The organism is Flavisolibacter ginsengiterrae DSM 18136 (assembly GCF_059568575.1).
On record NZ_JCANTR010000039.1, the window covers coordinates 1 to 15709 of the forward strand.

Sequence of the window (15709 nt, forward strand, 5' to 3'; positions counted from 1 at the left end):
CTCCCTTGAAAATTGAGCATTGAGCGTTGAGCATTGAAAATTTCAATTGCCCTAAAAACTGACTGCTACAATAACACCTCTCCGACCTAAACCTCTTCGATATTCGATATTCCTTGTTCTATTGTTCAACATTCAATTCCCCTTCGTGCTCCTTCGCGCCTTCGCGCCTTCGCGGCCTCCCTCTTCAATATTCCTTTTTCATATTCGATATTCTACAAAAAATGTTTTAACTTTTACCTCCTCTTTACCCTTTGCAACTTGCAATCTGCCCCCTCCACTTTCTTCATCATTAAATAACACTACAAAATGAAACAGAGATCTCTTTACCTGTCACTGGCCGGCATCTTAGCTATTTTCTTAACCGCCTGCGGTGGCAAGGAAGAAAAAACGACAACTGACTCTACCAGCATGACCACCGACACAACCATGCACACAACCACCACCACGCCCACCACTCCAGCACCGGCGGCGCCAACAACCGCAACCGTTATGGTGGTCAAACACAAAGTGGCCAATTTCAACAAATGGATGGCTTCCTATGATGAGCATGACTCTATGCGTGTAGCCTCAGGCCTGCACAATTTTGTTATCGGCCGGGGCATTCCTGATTCCAACATGGTGATGGTAGCTGTGAAGGTGGATGATACTGCAAAAGCCAAGGCATTTGCCAAAGACCCCAGCCTGAAAAAAGCCATGCAGAAAGGTGGAGTCATTGGCGCGCCAAATATTATGATCTTCAATACAACGTTTCTCGATAACGGCCAGGCTACCAACCTGCGCGTGATGACATATGAAACAGTTAAAGACTGGGACGCCTGGAAAACAGCTTTCGAAAGCGGCAAACAATTGCGCACCGATAATGGGTTAATGGACAGGGCCATTGGCTATGATATCAACGACAACCATAAGATTTCAGTTGTGCTTTCCTTTACGGACAGCGCCAAAGGCATGAGCTTCCTGAAATCAGATACCATGAAAAAAAGAATGGCTGCCGCAGGTGTGGTGGGCCAACCCAACCGCTATTATTACCACGTAGCTAAAACGTATTAGTGAGGTAAGATGTAATATTTAATATTGGTCGTTTACAGCAATGGCTCTCTTCACCGGGCTCATTCAATTGCTTTATACCAGTGAGGTATTAAATATTACATCCTATCAAAGTACAGTTCGGTCTTTAGTTCTTTTGCCAAATAATATATCTTACATTTTAAATCTCAAATAACATCCATGCTCGTCAAAGCCCTACTCGGTGAATTTGAATTTGAAGTTCAAAACACCCGCAAACTATTACAAGCCATCCCAGACAGTGCCCTGGACTTCAAGCCTTCTGATAAATCCTGGACCACAGGCCAGCTGGCCTCGCATATTGCCGAAGTGTATAACTGGTACCAGCCAACGCTGCACCAGGATGTTTTTGATATGGCCACCTATAAATATGACAAGGGTGATATCAGCAAGGCCAGTAACATAGTGGCCAAATTTGAAGAGAATGTACAGGCTGCACGGAAAGCGCTGGAAACTGCCACAGATGAAAGCATGTTCAAAAATTGGAAAATGGTCATGGGCAGCGATGAAGCTGTATTTCCCGAGATGCCAAGGGCCCAGGTGGTACGCGGCTTCCTGTTCAACCATCTCTACCACCACCGCGGCGAAATGGTCATCTATTTGCGCAGCACCGGCAATAAACCTCCGGGTATCTATGGACCCACATTCGAAGAATCGCAACGATAACCAATGATTCCATACAAATGCAGCTGTCATACCAACAGCTGCATTTTTTATGCTTCTTTACGAAGGCATCAGAGTAGTTCCATTCCTATGCAGGAGTGACCGCTCATAACATAGTAGCTGCAATGCAGATTCGTATGCCTAAATTTATGCCACTTCAACTTTTCCCTATCCCATAACTATTATTGCATCACATTGAACCGGCCTGGCCTGTTTAATAGTAATAATGCCATTAACATGAAAAGTGTATATACCTGGTTATCCCTGTTTTTATCGATAAGCATCAGTGCATGCAGCTATAACAGGAATGAAACATCATTCACTGTTAAAGAGTCTCATTACACCTATTACCTGGAGACCAGCTTTAATGAAGACCTCACGCATGATGTGGAACGTTACCTGAATGATAAAATAGGACAGAGCGACCCATCTATATTGATCAATGGATCAGGAGACCGCCGGATTACTTTATCTGATCACAGTTCCTTTCACCTGGTAACAGAACCGGGTTATGTGGAGCTAAAGCTGGACAAAGCTCAAAATTCAAAGGCTTCCTACCAACGCATCCGTTCCATCTGCCAGGGCCTCAAAAATGTTGTTATCCAACCTACACCCATTAACCAATAAACCTTTCCGAATTAAATATTAGCTTGTCAACGCTGGCCATTATTGCGATTAGCCCTTTAATCGAGGCTAAGGATATGTATAACGAGGGGGCATCCAACCCTGGTTATTGATCAGTATCCTTTCATTTAATCTTCTGAAAGCTGGATGCATACAAAGATGCTGTACAACTACTGTTTCCTGGTGCAGTTTACACAACCGAAAAGCACATTTGCAATTTTTACCAATAACTCCAAAATGCTTGCATAATTCAGTTAGCATTCGCCTGCTTCGCAAGCTACATTGCACTTGTTCAGGAAGTTCATAGTAGTTATAACCAAAACTTTTTACAATGAAAACATCAGTTTCACTCTTCGGTTGCTGCTGCTTTTTGTGGATCGTCATTATTGATGGTTGTTGGAAGGCAGATGTGCCCCCTAACAAACCTATTTCAAGGCCCCACTTGCCACCGCCGGTGCTGAAAAATTCCTATACGGAGGAATTTGCCCAAAACACAAATGTGATGGAAATTAAGGGATGGGTATTTAAAAATCATTCGATTGATCCCAATATTGAAGGTTGGCATAAGGACTATACGCCTGATAGCAAAAGCCCGAATGTGTCAAGTCTCTCACCGGCCTATTCCGATCATAATGATCCCCACGAATTTGCTTTTGCAGGGGGAGGAGGCAGCCAGGCTATCGCTATGTGGATGTTGACACCTCCTGTGGAATTGAAAAATGGAGATAAGATCTCTTTTTATACCAAGACGTATCCACAATCTCCGGACAGCATCAACCTCCTGGAGTTACGGTTGAATCCTTCTGATACAAGTTCTGATATTGGCAGCTACGCCAATGAGGTGGGCAGGTTTACCCTATTGCTTGGAAAGGTCTTTGAAGGATATCCCAAAATATGGACGAAAAAAGAATTTATCGTTGCAGGATTAAATGGAACCATCCGGTCCAGGATCGCCCTACGCTACTACATCCCAGGTCAAAACGGTAGTGCAATAGGTATAGATGTACTGAAGTTTGAAAAAATGTAACCATGAGCAGGATCATTATACTATTGCTGTTCGTCACTGTCCTGGCCAGTTCGGTAAGAAAAGTGGTAACTTCTGGAAAAACATCACTAGCGACTGATGCTGAAGTTGCAACCATGATCAGCAAAGGAGAACAGGTGGTAAGAGATGGAGATATTATTGCCAGGGATTATGAAGATCCATTAAGCCAGGCAGTCAAAAGATTCAACCGCATTGATCCTTCTTATTCGCATGCCGGGATCATAATCATAGAGAATGGGTATCCTTTTGTGTATCATGTGCTTCCCAACAGAAAATACAATAACGGCAACATTTGCAGGGATTCACTCAAGCGCTTTTGTGCACCCTCTGAAATAAATGGCTATGGTATTTTCCGCTATCAATTACCATCAGGAGCTGTGGATGTAATAAAACAACAGCTCAGGGCCTGGCAGGCAGAAAGTATCCAGTTTGATCCCTTGTTCAGTTATAGCTCGGATGACCGGTTGTATTGCTCCGAAATGGTTGCCAAACTGATTGCTAAAGCAAGCAAGGGATCAGTTGCTTTTGAATTCACCAGGCCCACAGCCCTGGAAAAGCATGTCTATCTTACCAGGTTTCCAAAGGCAAAAGATCACGCATTGGAAGACTCCGTCCTTGCCATTGACAACCTCTATATGAATCCCTATTGCAAAACCATCGCCCGTTTTTTATATACTCCATATTAACCCGTAGTGTACACGGATGCTTACATTCTTTACACTGGGTCCTGTTTCAAATATCAACAATCACCAACCCCTATGCATATTAAATAGCTTCATCCTGTTACTATATTTAAGATAACTTGCTTAATAGTTCGCGTCGCAAATATTAAATCTTAAATATTACATCTTACATCCTGCATGATCACTTTCCTCCAGATCTTCTTTGCCTTGCTCATCATCATCCTTATCATCCTGTTCGTTTTCCGACCAAAGCGAAAAGACATGATCGCATGGCCGGAAGATTACAGGGATATATTGAATGATTATGTATCCTTCTACGCCAATTTGGATGAAGAAGGAAAAAAGCGCTTTGAGGATAAGTTTGAAAAATTCTTACTTGGCACAAAGATCACCGGTGCCAATGCTATTATTGAAGGACTGGATACAGTATTGATCGGCGCCGCTGCCGTGATACCAGTGTACTTTATCACTGACTGGGAGTATGTGAACCTGAAAGAAGTGTTGGTGTATCCGGGCAATTTTAATACCGAGTTTGAACAGGAAGGCAGTGAGCGGATGATCTCTGGCATGGTAGGTACCGGCCACCTGCAGAATGTAATGATACTTTCAAAATGGGAACTGCGGCAGGGATTTATCAACAGCCAGAGCAACCGCAATACAGCCTTGCATGAATTCATCCACCTGGTAGATAAAATGGATGGCACTTTGGATGGTGTGCCGGAGCTGCTGCTTGAAAGAAAATACATGGCTCAATGGAAGCAGCTCATTGATCAAACCATGCTGGATGTAAGAAATGGTGTTTCTGATATTGATGCCTATGCTGCCACCAGCCCCGTAGAATGTTTTGCTGTCATCTCCGAATACTTCTTCGAACAACCCGAAGCCTTCCAGGCCAATCATCCTGAGTTAAATACATTGTTGCAAAGGATCTTCCGGCGGGCGTAACTATTGATGCCCATCTGATATTAATAGCGTCTTTGCAGTTAAGACTGGCTGCAAAAAATAACACTGATTTTCTGTCATCCCGCCTTAGGGCGGGATCTTTGAACTGCATCAATAGAGTGCCAGGATATTGTAGTGCAAATACACCTTACACATAATGCACATAAACTCATAAGCATATTTTGGATTCAAGTGACCGCCTTGATTGAGTAAGGTTTAACAGATTAAATTGGATTAATGGCCTCCTATGCTTTTACCACAGATCCTTCGTGCCTCAGGATGACAGGGAAGAGCATGAGTTGTTACAGGCCTTACTATTATTTAAAATAATAGAGAGAGTTATTGAAAGCACTTATACTACTTAAATATTCAGGGGGTACTATTTGAAATTAGGAACAACTGATACCATTAAAGAATGTTTCTCTGTCATCCTGAGGCACGAAGGATCTTTGAACTGCATCAACAGAGTTCTTGCAATTGTAATATAGCTTACACCTGCATCATTATAAACACAAACCACATAATTATATTTGATTCTTCCCAAAACCATTATTACTTTAATTGCATGTACACAAAGCCATACTTCGTATACATACTCACAAATAAATTAATGACTGTTCTTTACACAGGTGTAACCAATGACCTTGAGCAAAGGATCACAGAGCATTATAAGCAGAGAGGTCATAATACAAGTTTTACAGGCAGATATAATGTGTATTATCTTTTATACTACGAACCATATAAGTACATAAATGATGCAATAGCAAGAGAAAAAGAGATCAAAGGATTAACAAGAGAAAAGAAAATGAAGATGATCAATGAAATGAACCCCAGGCTGGAGTTTTTAAATAAAGAAATATGTGGCTGCTGGCCACCGCGGGAATTGCCTGGCAGGTATTAGATGACTGTTGTTCTATTAATGAAAGAAAGCCTTACAAACTACAATTATATAAAGGTCGCCTAGATAGCTACCGCAGATCCTTCCTTGAGTATTGCAGGCCTTACTATTATTGACGATAATGGAGAGATTTATGGAAAGCACTCATACTACACAAATATTCACGGTACCTTTTGAAGTTAGGACTAACTGAAAACATTAGACCATGCTTCTTTGTCATCCTGAGGCACGAAGGATCTTTGGATTGAGTTATGAGCGGCGGAATTATTTTGTAGGAATATTTGAACTTGTTTAAAAGAAAATAACAGCCTATTTCCTTTCCTTTTCAACCTGTCAACTCCTTATTTACCTCTTCCTCACCACAATCACATTCGCCACTTTCCTTTCACCCCCATGATCCCAACGGGTAGTATCAGCAGCCAGCCTGTCCAGGTCCATGCCGGGTTTATAATCCGGCGACTTCATCATCTTCTTATTATCCGAAGGATGGTTGACCACGCCACCATCTTCCAGGCCATTCACCCACATGGTGGTAGATCCACCGCCATCCAGGTTGATACCATCATCAGCCTTCAGCCATTTCAACACACTAGCCAGTTCATAGAGACTCATACCAGCAGCTTTTTCATTGCGGCCATCCACCGTGATCAGCAACACCTTATTATCCTTTATAGCCAGGGCGGTGCGTGGATGCCTTGCTGTGTTGAAACTGATGGAATCCAGTTGCACCCGCTTTTCATCATCCAGTAATAATGGCCCTGTCACCATCACATCCTCACCTTTCAGCTTCGATTCCCAGTCCTCCGATCCATCCCATGCCTGTATGGATACTTTTCGGCCATCAATAACAATGGCGGATCGCTGGTGAAAGCTGCGCTTGCCATTCTTGCCCATATGCGTTTCATTGAGTGCCTGTCCGTCCAGGCGTATATAATCTTCCGATCCGCCATTCTTCATATTGAAGAAAGTGCCATTGATGGCAGCCACCGCTTTTTCTGCTGTGCCAAACTCACTGGCTGGTTTCAATATCTGTGGCTCGGCAGCCACATCCAGTTTAATGCCCCGGCGCATCTTTATTTCCAGTATGCTGATATTCTGGTTGCTGCCAAAAAGCGAATGATCGAACCAATGTTGTTTGAGTTTGATGCCCCTGGCAATCTTTTTAGTTTCCCAATGGGCCTTCACTACCGCCAGTGAATCCGTTTGGGCCTGGCTGTATTGACTGGTACAAACCATCAAAAGGATCAGTAAGGTTTTCATATGCATATTGTAAATACGTCTCATTAGATCATTGTTAGGAAGGCAAAATAACCAAATACTTCTATCGAAACTTAATAGGCGGCATGATGCAACATGAAGTTCTGTTATCAAAAATTACATCTAACAACGCAAATCATTGTTTTGGCCTTCCAATTTCCTTAGCTTGACTGTCTAAATTTTCATTATGGCAGCAACAGTCCGCGATAGCAGTAATCATTCCGGATCCGCCATTTATGGTTTGGGATTCATTGGGGCATTGGTATTTTTTATTCAGGCAGCCACCAGTTTCTGGATCGGTGTACTAGGATTCTTCAAAGCCATATTCTGGCCCGCATTCCTGGTGTACTACCTGCTTGAGTTTTTACAAAAATAACAGGCCTTAGCTTTCAGCCGGGTTCTGCCACAGCGTGGGCTCGAAGCTTAGCGGAGACCCGGGTTGAGGGCTGATCAACACAACATATATTATATGAAGAGCTGCCTCTCTGTTACAAGGAAGGCTATCTAAACTTTAGTAGACTTCTTAAATATTAAATCTTACATATTCAATATTGAATAGCCTGCACCCGGTTGAGGGAAAACTATACACATCCATTAAACAATAAGTCATATTACTGTTTAAGTATGCTATTTACCCGTAAGTTGTCTTTAAATATTATATTGCTTCCACCAAAACCAACTCAATGAGATTCTTATTTATCATGCTTCTTATTCCAACCTGCTTTTGCCATGCTCAAAGTAAAACAGGAACAGATGTAACGAACATTACAAAGCTTACCTTCCTGAATCCGGGTATCAGCTATGAAGCAAGAGTGGGCAAGTTGCAAACAGTGTATGTTCAGTCCTTTATGAACACCAGTGCCTATTTCAGTTATTCCAGCAGTATTGGTTCCAGTTCAGGAGTCTTCTTTGATCCTGCAGCCACTGCGCAATACCGTTACTATTACAATGCAACTGCCAGGCAGGCAAAGGGAAAACGTACGGAGATGAACAGCATGAATTATTTTGCTGGTGTCGCGGAGACCATCTTTACACGTTCCGCAGCGGACGATAACAATCTAAAGGAATTGGACCGCCGCCCGGTTACTACCATTGGATTGGCCTGGGGCATTCAGCGCAATGGCCTGAAGCGCTTTAGCCTGGACCTGAACCTGGGTATTGGCTACCTGTTTGCCAAAGGCACTGTCTATAATAGTGATTACACCAATGAAACCCGTTCAGTTAATGTGTCAAAAATCTCAGGCATAGGACAAATAAACCTGGGGTTCTGGTTAAATAAAAGGTAACCATATCATAATACCTTATAGAAACGCCTGCAGCCACGTCTACCACCGCGCAGGCCCGAAGCTTAGCGGGTAAACCGGTTGAAAGGTAGATACTAACGCTATCAAATATGCACTTCTATTCAGCGAAATCGCCTGGGTCCCCCTGCATTGCACAAGACCTAACCAGGGTGACCCCGCCGGGGGATGATTCATTACCCAATCCATTATAAGGGACCATCTGCAGCCGGGGCCTACCACCGCGCAGGCTCGCAGCTAAGCGGGGACCCCGGTTGATTGGAGCATGATATTGTTCTTATGATTAAATATTACATCTTACCTATTAAATAAAATGGCCCCGGAGTTCCAGGGCCTGGTATAATTATGAAGGACGGAATTCGCAATAGTTCGCTCCAAATATTACATCTTACTTATTGGGATGCATCTTACACTACCAACCTGTTCACAAATATTAAATATTAAATATTACATCTTACATATTAAATAGCTTACTGTCCTATCACCTTGAATGTGATGAAATCATCATAACCAGCAATAGCATGGGTTTTGATATTAGTACCGGTAACAGTGATCTTACCACCACTAACCGTTACATTCACATCCTTATCATACTCTCCATCATAAGAAGACAGCCATGTAATGCCTACTTTATCCGAACTCATAGGCAAACCTGTAGACCCACTCGTTGACTTGTAAACCTTATTAGCTGAAGGCTTCTCACTAAAGGTCAGGGTCAAAAGCCAGTCGCCATTTACATAAGCATCCATCCTATAATTATACCTGTCAGGAGAAAAAGTTGCAGGACGATAGCGTCCATATACAGGGAAGTTGCTAAAGTTGGAAACCGTGCCTGTAGAATGTACAGATGAAAAAGTACTGCCTGGATCTTTCAATAGGGTACTGGTAGTATCCCTTGGTACAGGAGGAGGATTCGTGCCGGCACCACCTGTATTAGAAGTTCCTGTCCAGGTGCCCGCTGAAGTATCAGCGTTAGAGACATGTATCACCAGCTTACCGTTTTCTTCTGAAAGATTGATGGTAGTATTCTGGTAACTGATGGAAGTTATTTTTCCACTGGTGGAAGTGGTTTTGACAATATCACCTGTATAGGTGTACTGGCCTGTTTGCACAATGTTCTTAATGTAGGGCATGGAATTGATATCAAACACCGCGGGGTTTGATTCGAGGTTGGAATTACCCGCATCGATCACGTAGGCTTCCTGGTCTCCAAACTGGAGCATGACACCATCAATATTTTCCCAGTAGGCATCCACCAACTGGTTCTTGAGTTCAACAGCCTTTTTACAACTTTGCGCTACCAGCAACACCAGCAGCATAGAGCAGAATAGTTTAAGTTTCATAGAGTTTATTTTAATCAATAGGGAATACCCGGGTGCAGGGCATTCTGTTAACAGGGCGAAGATTACACAGCGATCGAAAAAAGTAAATACCTACTTGTAGGTAATTTGGGTAAAAGACAGCAGCTTGTCGTAACTTCTTACCATGAAGATTTATCTTTTATTCCTGGCCATAAGCCTCTCACTGGCCAGCGCAGCCCAGGTACCTGTCAGACAGGAACCTATGCACCACAACGTGTTTGAGAATGCCTGGGTGCGGGTACTCGATGTACGCATGCAACCAGGTGATACCTCCCAATTTCACAAGCACGAAACGCCCTCAATCTTCATAGTCCTCAACGCTGTGAAAACAGGATCACAGGTAATACAGGAAGAACAAACCTCCACGGCCTTGCGCGGCGATAGTGCCATCTCCTTTGAAAGCTTTGCCACCACACCACGCATCCATAGGGTATGGAACCAGGACACCTCAGAATTTCATGTCATGGACATTGAAATTCTTTCCAAAGGCCAGCCAGCCATGGCAAGTCCCTTTTCAAACCTTCCAAATTGCCAGCTGCTGATCGATGTTGAACCCACAAGGGTTTACAGGCTCAATATGGAAGGAAGAAAAAACCTGCAGGTAAATAATAAACGACCCCTGCTCGTTGTGGGATTAACAGATAATACTGGTAAGGTAAGTGTGAACAAAAAAAGCTTCTCCCGCAAAGGTGATTTGATATTTATAGAACCGGGCAAAAGTATTCGTTTGATTAATAAGTCTGACCAGCCCTATGCTTTTGCAGTGCTGGAACTGAAATAGTGTTTGATTGATTACAAAAATCACTTCAGTCTTGCAAACAGTCCCACCATTTCACCATTGGTTAATTCTTTCATTTCGCCGGTATCTTCTTTGTATAATTTGCAGTTGAATTGCATTTTTACTTTTAATGAATACATTACAGAGGGATCATTATATTCTTCCGTACTCAATATTTTGAAACTGCTGCCTGTTTGATCCTGGCTACCATAGTGCGTACTCCAGAATTTACCTTCTTTATCCAGCCAAACAATAGACATCCCATTAATAGTGGTAGTCTTATAGGGGTAGGTGCCCGGAGCCAGGAAGTCTTTAACAGTGGCATTTGTTGCCGCATAATAATTGGATAGGAGTCCTTTGGTTATTTCTATCGTAGTGAAACCGGCAGGAGTAGGGTTTGTCAATGGAGTAATGTCCGACGAGAAACTTACTGTTTCCTGCCCACCCATACCAGACCCGGACCAATAGTCTGTAGGCCCTGCTGGATTGGCCTTACTTTTCGCCTCGTAATAAGTTCCACCTATTGTAGCCTTATAATAAAACGGGCCATCAGCATTGGCACCGGAATTAGTATCCTTTTTGCAGCTTTGGAGTGTCAATAAGATTAGACAAAGACAGGCAAGCCAATTTTTCATAGAGTATTATGTTTGTAAATAAGGCAACAATATAATAACCAGTCTGAATATTTACAACCATGGAACTTAGGTTTTTACTTTAAGTTGTATTATGATTATTTAAATCTGCCTTCGTATTATACAATGTGTAAAGGATGGTTAGTTTTAATAACTTTATTGGTGCATACTTAACTCCATATTCTTAAAATCAATCACCACACTCTTTTCCCATATAATTTGTCAAATAAAAGTCTTTGCTTGAGGAAATATTATTCCTAACCTGTTGTAATAACCAGGATGAGTAATTTGAAAATTGAGTTCCATTCGTTTTTGAACTTAACGTAACTGTTGCTAATGAATTTGGAATTACAACAATGTAATAATACTTACCCCTGTAAATCCCGGTACCCCAAAACAAGTTATCCTTTATCTTTTTGAAAGGAATCTGATTTTCATAATAATCAGATAAATAAGGTTTAAGATCAGCAGGGGTTTCTGCCGCACCATTTCCCCAGGCATCTGTTTTAAATGAATAAGTCCCATCGGTAAAAAAATTTTCTCTAAAGCTTTCTTTAGAAACCTGACATTTGAATTGTTTGGGTAATGAAATTTGTGAAAAAGACACAAAACTGATACAAACAAAAAATGCAGATAGTACAAACGATTTAGTTTTCATTATAGGTATTATTGATTAATTGACTTCTTTAATTGTGTAATGATCTCACTGACCCCCCAACGAATTTTCAAAATTATCTGCTATCAGCTTCCTTAATAATCAAAATCAGAAAGGCCATACGGGCGGAGTTAAGTTTATCTTTTAGCACAGTAAAATATGAGGTTTAAGGATTATAACACAGGATTACGCATGCTTGTTTTCCCATAAGAAGGTTTCCCGGTCTTATGACAAAAGTTCTCCTTGTAATCATAGTTTTTATGCTGATTCCATATTTGATAGGATTCATAATTCATGGGCCTTTTCATATCAAATGGAATTTTATTTCCAGTTCTTATACAATAACCATGTTCTATTTTTTGCTTACTTACAAACCTGGGTTCAGGTCTTTCAATTGGTTTGACTTCTTCCCTTTCTGGACGCTCCCTATACTCCCCTGCATTGATTTCCTCCGGAAATTCATGAATAAATCGCTTAACTTCTTTATTCCATTTATAGGTGTTCAATATCGAATCCGTGGCATCATATAAAATTGTTGATTCAATATAATTCTTACTCAATAATTTTTTCTCATAAACTGGTCTTTTGATAAATACTGCCGGATGTTTTTGAATTATCTCTTCAGTATAGTCAAATGCTTTTGTTTCTGCATTGCTAATTATTGCATCTAATAATTTGCCAGCATAGAAAACACCATATTCAATATTTGCTTCAAAACATTTGTCATAAAGATTTATAGATGTAAGCAATCCATCACTATCATTTGCGTAATACTTCGCATGAAGTGGAGGGCAATAAATTATGCTAACATTTTTAAATTGTTTGAAAAAATCAAAGTCTTCCTTTCTTAGACTTTTAGTTGGTTTTGATTCATTGCGGCCGAATACAATAGTTAGTTTAAGCTTATGATTATATTTATGTTTTTCAAATAGCTCCTTGAAGTAATCATCCAATTTTATAAATGGAGAAACGATAGTCAATATTTGGTCGGCCTCCCAAATAATATCATAAACCTGTTTACTTAGGTCTTCACCTGTTAGAAATTTAGACATAGGATACGTTTTTTAATTAGGGGCCTAATTTAATTTTTTGTTTTCAACTGTGCAATGATCTCCCTAAAACTCCCTAGTGCACTTTCCAGATTCTCCGATATTTCTTCTGCCTATACATCCGGATCAAGAATTCTATCAAGGTCGGCGAGGAAATTATCCTTCAGCCAAGTAATATCTATTGAAGCTTTACCCTTGGCAATGATCTTTTCGTAAGAAAACTTGCGTCAGCGGCCTTCTAAATTATCTGTAGGGGATAAGTTTTCTATCACTTTTGCCTGTTAGCAGCATGATAGCAAGTAATTAAAACTGTAGATTTCAATATTTATGTTTCTCAATTAAAAACTTTGTAAAATCAAAGCCATTCTTATCGGTAAATTTTGAAGCTGATACGGGTATGTAGATATCAGAACAGTCTTTTCTATATTGGTCATTTCTCTGTCTGAAATAAGTTTCAGGATTTTTGATTGAATCTCCAGGAATATTAAAAAAATAAAGGGTTTTAGATTTAGCGTCGTTCAATATAAAATACAAGTCCGATTGAAACTTCTTATTATTTGGTTGCAACCACCATTCATCCCGTGTTGAGATTATATTGGAAAATATTGTATTAGAATTATTCAGGTAAGTTAAGAATGTTGTTTTACCAATTTTCAAGGCTTTGGTTTTGTTCATAGATTTATTTTTAACCAGGTCTTCGATTATCTGCCCTTCTTTTGTCTCCTCCATTTCTAAGTTAGTTTCATTCACCTTTACCTGATCTTCAGTTCCTAGTTCATGAACCTGTTTCAAATTATCATATTTTCTATGGCATTCTTTACATAGAATTCTAATAGTCTTTTCTAAAGGGAAATGCGCATTTATGAATCTTTCATCAAATTCATTCAAATCAATTTTTATAATATCTCCTTCTATAAACTGGCTTAAAATGTTACCTATTAATATTGGGCGTTCAAATCCATTAATATGAGCCGCCTCCAGACCCTTTGTTGTTGATTCACAATCCTGGCATTTGCCAACCTGTTTCTTATATTTTGAGGTTATATAAAAGACTTTATTTCTTGCATAAGCCCCTATGAACTTTGTAAACTCTTTGATGGTTCCTTCAAATTGTGCCATAGAAATTCATATTATATAAATATCTAAGTTCACCACTATTCAATGAAACGAATATTTTATATTTAAATAAGAAGATGAAAGCTGAACGGTTAGGTTGATTTTCTAACCCATTGGTTAGCCAATATAGTTTATCTATTTTAGCCACTGTGATCCACCGCATTCTTACCCTATTGCTTTTATCATGCATGCTTTTTGCTGCCAGGGCGCAGGTAAACGTCAGTCCCATTACATTGAACAAGGGAATGATCTATTTGTCCTACCGGTTTCCATTTATACAATCCAGGCAGTCATTGGTAGCGCAAAAGATCAACAAGCTCCTGCAAAAGGACCTGCTGGATAACGAAACTATTCTCACGGATTCCAACAAGATCTTTGCAGTATCAAGGTACATCCTCGAAGACAGTACCTGGCAATCAGGTTATTCGGCCATTGATTATACGGTAGCTGTAAACAACCCCAGGCTTTTATCAATTCAATTTGAGCTGGAAAGCACAGGTGCCTATTCAACCAATTACAATTCTTATTACAATTTTGACAACAGAACCGGCGAATTGGTAACCGCCAAAGCCATCTTTACCGCGGCAGGTTTGAAAATTTTACAGGCCAGGCTTTTGCAAAAACGAAAACTACGGGTAGCACAGCGTATCAAAGATTTGAAAAATGAAATGGAAATGGACGAAGATTCGGGATATATTCCTGAAACCTTTAAGGAATGCCTGGAGGATGCGGCAGGAGATGCAAAGAAGATCTTCATCAAGGCCCGGTCAATTGTTTTTTATAAAGAATATTGTTTCCCCCATATGGGCCTGGCCCTTGAAGCAGACCTTGACGTAGAGATCAGCATGCGGGCGTTAAGACCCTACCTTTCCGCCTATGGCAAAAGGCTATTGACTAATTAGGTACCCTGAAACTTTCTTCGGCTTCATATTCTCCCTATTACATAACTGCCTTAACCCTGTCTTCCTTATAGTTAAAGCATGGTTATTCCCTGTTTACTCCCTATCTGTAGTATAGATACTGCGTGATCATCACGCACTAAGTATATCGTAGATAGGGGGTTGGTAGGGCTTTGGTAGGGAAGAGGATGGCAGGAAGATTATTGAATATCGAACAGATGAACAAGGGATGTCGAATGATGAAGATCCGCCTTCGCTCAAGCTTCGGCAGACGAAGAAGAGTAGGGCCACAAAGCCGCAATACTCAAAGAATCGCAAAGGATTCCCTGGTAAAACAAGAAGCCTTTAGGCTGTTTTCTTTTCAACCTGTTAACCTGTCAACTTTTCAACCATATTTTCCAGCGGCCAAAAGCGGTCATTACCGGTCAAATCGGCCAAAAACGGCCAAAACGGACATGGTGGTTTTGAACTGAGAGGGATTTTCAAAAACTTGCAGCTATAAAACCAATATCAAATGGCTAAGCAAGTAGGCTACATCAAGGCAATAGGAACAGTGGATGATAACGTGAACTTTTATTATGACCCCGAATGGGGCTACCTCGTAAGACTGCTGCCCGGAGTGGACTCAAAGCGCTACTGGAGTGATCCTGCCTTTGAAGGAAGCCGCAGAAGCGCTGAGAGGTTTGGTACAGGCAATATCATGTCTTCCATCATCTACCGCTTTGTACCGGTTAAAAGAAG

Annotated in this window: 18 protein-coding genes; 12 read left to right on the forward strand and 6 right to left on the reverse strand. The window is 41.0% G+C overall.

Annotated features, from left to right (window positions below):
- The first annotated feature begins 306 nt into the window (after positions 1–306).
- The 7 genes from BP74_RS21130 (at position 307) to BP74_RS21160 (ending at position 5923) form a co-directional block, all read left to right on the forward strand.
- Complete coding sequence (locus tag BP74_RS21130; protein ID WP_496377472.1) at positions 307–1050, forward strand: hypothetical protein; 744 nt, start codon at positions 307–309, stop codon at positions 1048–1050.
- A 177-nt stretch (positions 1051–1227) separates the two neighbouring features.
- Positions 1228–1731, forward strand: coding sequence for a DinB family protein (locus BP74_RS21135; protein ID WP_496377474.1), 504 nt, complete (start codon positions 1228–1230; stop codon positions 1729–1731).
- A 234-nt stretch (positions 1732–1965) separates the two neighbouring features.
- On the forward strand, positions 1966–2355 hold the full coding sequence (locus tag BP74_RS21140; RefSeq protein WP_496377476.1) for a hypothetical protein: 390 nt from the start codon (positions 1966–1968) through the stop codon (positions 2353–2355).
- A gap of 328 nt (positions 2356–2683) precedes the next feature.
- Positions 2684–3379, forward strand: a complete 696-nt coding sequence (locus tag BP74_RS21145; RefSeq protein ID WP_496377478.1) for a choice-of-anchor J domain-containing protein — start codon at positions 2684–2686, stop codon at positions 3377–3379.
- Between the two features lie 2 nt (positions 3380–3381).
- Positions 3382–4083 (forward strand): YiiX/YebB-like N1pC/P60 family cysteine hydrolase, encoded by a 702-nt coding sequence (locus tag BP74_RS21150; RefSeq protein WP_496377480.1) that lies wholly within the window; start codon positions 3382–3384, stop codon positions 4081–4083.
- A gap of 174 nt (positions 4084–4257) precedes the next feature.
- Positions 4258–5025 (forward strand): M90 family metallopeptidase, encoded by a 768-nt coding sequence (locus BP74_RS21155; protein WP_496377482.1) that lies wholly within the window; start codon positions 4258–4260, stop codon positions 5023–5025.
- A gap of 562 nt (positions 5026–5587) precedes the next feature.
- The gene (locus tag BP74_RS21160) at positions 5588–5923 is read left to right on the forward strand and encodes a GIY-YIG nuclease family protein (protein WP_496377484.1); all 336 of its coding nucleotides are present in this window, start codon (positions 5588–5590) and stop codon (positions 5921–5923) included.
- Positions 5924–6265: 342 nt separating this feature from the next.
- Here the strand turns inward: BP74_RS21160 and BP74_RS21165 are convergent, their stop codons facing one another.
- On the reverse strand, positions 6266–7204 hold the full coding sequence (locus BP74_RS21165) for a phosphodiester glycosidase family protein (protein WP_496377486.1): 939 nt from the start codon (positions 7202–7204) through the stop codon (positions 6266–6268).
- A 160-nt stretch (positions 7205–7364) separates the two neighbouring features.
- Here BP74_RS21165 and BP74_RS21170 point away from each other — a divergent pair, with 160 nt between their 5' ends.
- Positions 7365–7553 (forward strand): hypothetical protein, encoded by a 189-nt coding sequence (locus tag BP74_RS21170; protein WP_496377488.1) that lies wholly within the window; start codon positions 7365–7367, stop codon positions 7551–7553.
- Between the two features lie 307 nt (positions 7554–7860).
- The gene (locus BP74_RS21175; RefSeq protein WP_496377490.1) at positions 7861–8463 is read left to right on the forward strand and encodes a hypothetical protein; all 603 of its coding nucleotides are present in this window, start codon (positions 7861–7863) and stop codon (positions 8461–8463) included.
- 485 nt (positions 8464–8948) lie between these two features.
- On the opposite strand, the gene BP74_RS21180 is transcribed toward BP74_RS21175, so the two are convergent.
- A complete protein-coding gene (locus BP74_RS21180) occupies positions 8949–9821 on the reverse strand; it encodes a hypothetical protein (protein ID WP_496377492.1) in 873 nt (290 codons plus the stop codon).
- 142 nt (positions 9822–9963) lie between these two features.
- Here BP74_RS21180 and BP74_RS21185 point away from each other — a divergent pair, with 142 nt between their 5' ends.
- Entirely contained in the window at positions 9964–10620 is a 657-nt protein-coding gene (locus BP74_RS21185; RefSeq protein WP_496377494.1) for a hypothetical protein, read from the forward strand.
- A gap of 20 nt (positions 10621–10640) precedes the next feature.
- Here the strand turns inward: BP74_RS21185 and BP74_RS21190 are convergent, their stop codons facing one another.
- The 4 genes from BP74_RS21190 to BP74_RS21205 form a co-directional block, all read right to left on the reverse strand.
- The gene (locus tag BP74_RS21190; RefSeq protein WP_496377496.1) at positions 10641–11252 is read right to left on the reverse strand and encodes a hypothetical protein; all 612 of its coding nucleotides are present in this window, start codon (positions 11250–11252) and stop codon (positions 10641–10643) included.
- A gap of 187 nt (positions 11253–11439) precedes the next feature.
- On the reverse strand, positions 11440–11907 hold the full coding sequence (locus tag BP74_RS21195; RefSeq protein ID WP_496377498.1) for a hypothetical protein: 468 nt from the start codon (positions 11905–11907) through the stop codon (positions 11440–11442).
- A 170-nt stretch (positions 11908–12077) separates the two neighbouring features.
- Entirely contained in the window at positions 12078–12956 is an 879-nt protein-coding gene (locus BP74_RS21200) for a phospholipase D family protein (RefSeq protein ID WP_496377500.1), read from the reverse strand.
- Positions 12957–13271: 315 nt separating this feature from the next.
- Positions 13272–14072 carry a hypothetical protein gene (locus BP74_RS21205; RefSeq protein WP_496377501.1) on the reverse strand — a complete coding sequence of 267 codons (801 nt, stop codon included), beginning with the start codon at positions 14070–14072 and terminating at the stop codon, positions 13272–13274.
- 146 nt (positions 14073–14218) lie between these two features.
- Between BP74_RS21205 and BP74_RS21210 the strand changes: the two genes are divergently transcribed.
- Positions 14219–14971, forward strand: coding sequence for a hypothetical protein (locus tag BP74_RS21210; RefSeq protein ID WP_496377503.1), 753 nt, complete (start codon positions 14219–14221; stop codon positions 14969–14971).
- A 511-nt stretch (positions 14972–15482) separates the two neighbouring features.
- The coding region (locus BP74_RS21215) for a hypothetical protein (RefSeq protein WP_496377505.1) at positions 15483–15709 on the forward strand (227 nt) is incomplete at its 3' end.

Coding starts and splice junctions, on each gene's coding strand:
- BP74_RS21145 (WP_496377478.1), top strand. CDS start 2,684: ATGAAAACATCAGTTTCACTCTTCGGTTGCTGCTGCTTTTTGTGGATC.
- BP74_RS21180 (WP_496377492.1), bottom strand. CDS start 9,821: ATGAAACTTAAACTATTCTGCTCTATGCTGCTGGTGTTGCTGGTAGCG.
- BP74_RS21190 (WP_496377496.1), bottom strand. CDS start 11,252: ATGAAAAATTGGCTTGCCTGTCTTTGTCTAATCTTATTGACACTCCAA.
- BP74_RS21205 (WP_496377501.1), bottom strand. CDS start 14,072: ATGGCACAATTTGAAGGAACCATCAAAGAGTTTACAAAGTTCATAGGG.
- BP74_RS21200 (WP_496377500.1), bottom strand. CDS start 12,956: ATGTCTAAATTTCTAACAGGTGAAGACCTAAGTAAACAGGTTTATGAT.
- BP74_RS21185 (WP_496377494.1), top strand. CDS start 9,964: ATGAAGATTTATCTTTTATTCCTGGCCATAAGCCTCTCACTGGCCAGC.
- BP74_RS21195 (WP_496377498.1), bottom strand. CDS start 11,907: ATGAAAACTAAATCGTTTGTACTATCTGCATTTTTTGTTTGTATCAGT.
- BP74_RS21130 (WP_496377472.1), top strand. CDS start 307: ATGAAACAGAGATCTCTTTACCTGTCACTGGCCGGCATCTTAGCTATT.
- BP74_RS21155 (WP_496377482.1), top strand. CDS start 4,258: ATGATCACTTTCCTCCAGATCTTCTTTGCCTTGCTCATCATCATCCTT.
- BP74_RS21170 (WP_496377488.1), top strand. CDS start 7,365: ATGGCAGCAACAGTCCGCGATAGCAGTAATCATTCCGGATCCGCCATT.
- BP74_RS21165 (WP_496377486.1), bottom strand. CDS start 7,204: ATGAGACGTATTTACAATATGCATATGAAAACCTTACTGATCCTTTTG.
- BP74_RS21140 (WP_496377476.1), top strand. CDS start 1,966: ATGAAAAGTGTATATACCTGGTTATCCCTGTTTTTATCGATAAGCATC.
- BP74_RS21150 (WP_496377480.1), top strand. CDS start 3,382: ATGAGCAGGATCATTATACTATTGCTGTTCGTCACTGTCCTGGCCAGT.
- BP74_RS21160 (WP_496377484.1), top strand. CDS start 5,588: ATGTACACAAAGCCATACTTCGTATACATACTCACAAATAAATTAATG.
- BP74_RS21135 (WP_496377474.1), top strand. CDS start 1,228: ATGCTCGTCAAAGCCCTACTCGGTGAATTTGAATTTGAAGTTCAAAAC.
- BP74_RS21175 (WP_496377490.1), top strand. CDS start 7,861: ATGAGATTCTTATTTATCATGCTTCTTATTCCAACCTGCTTTTGCCAT.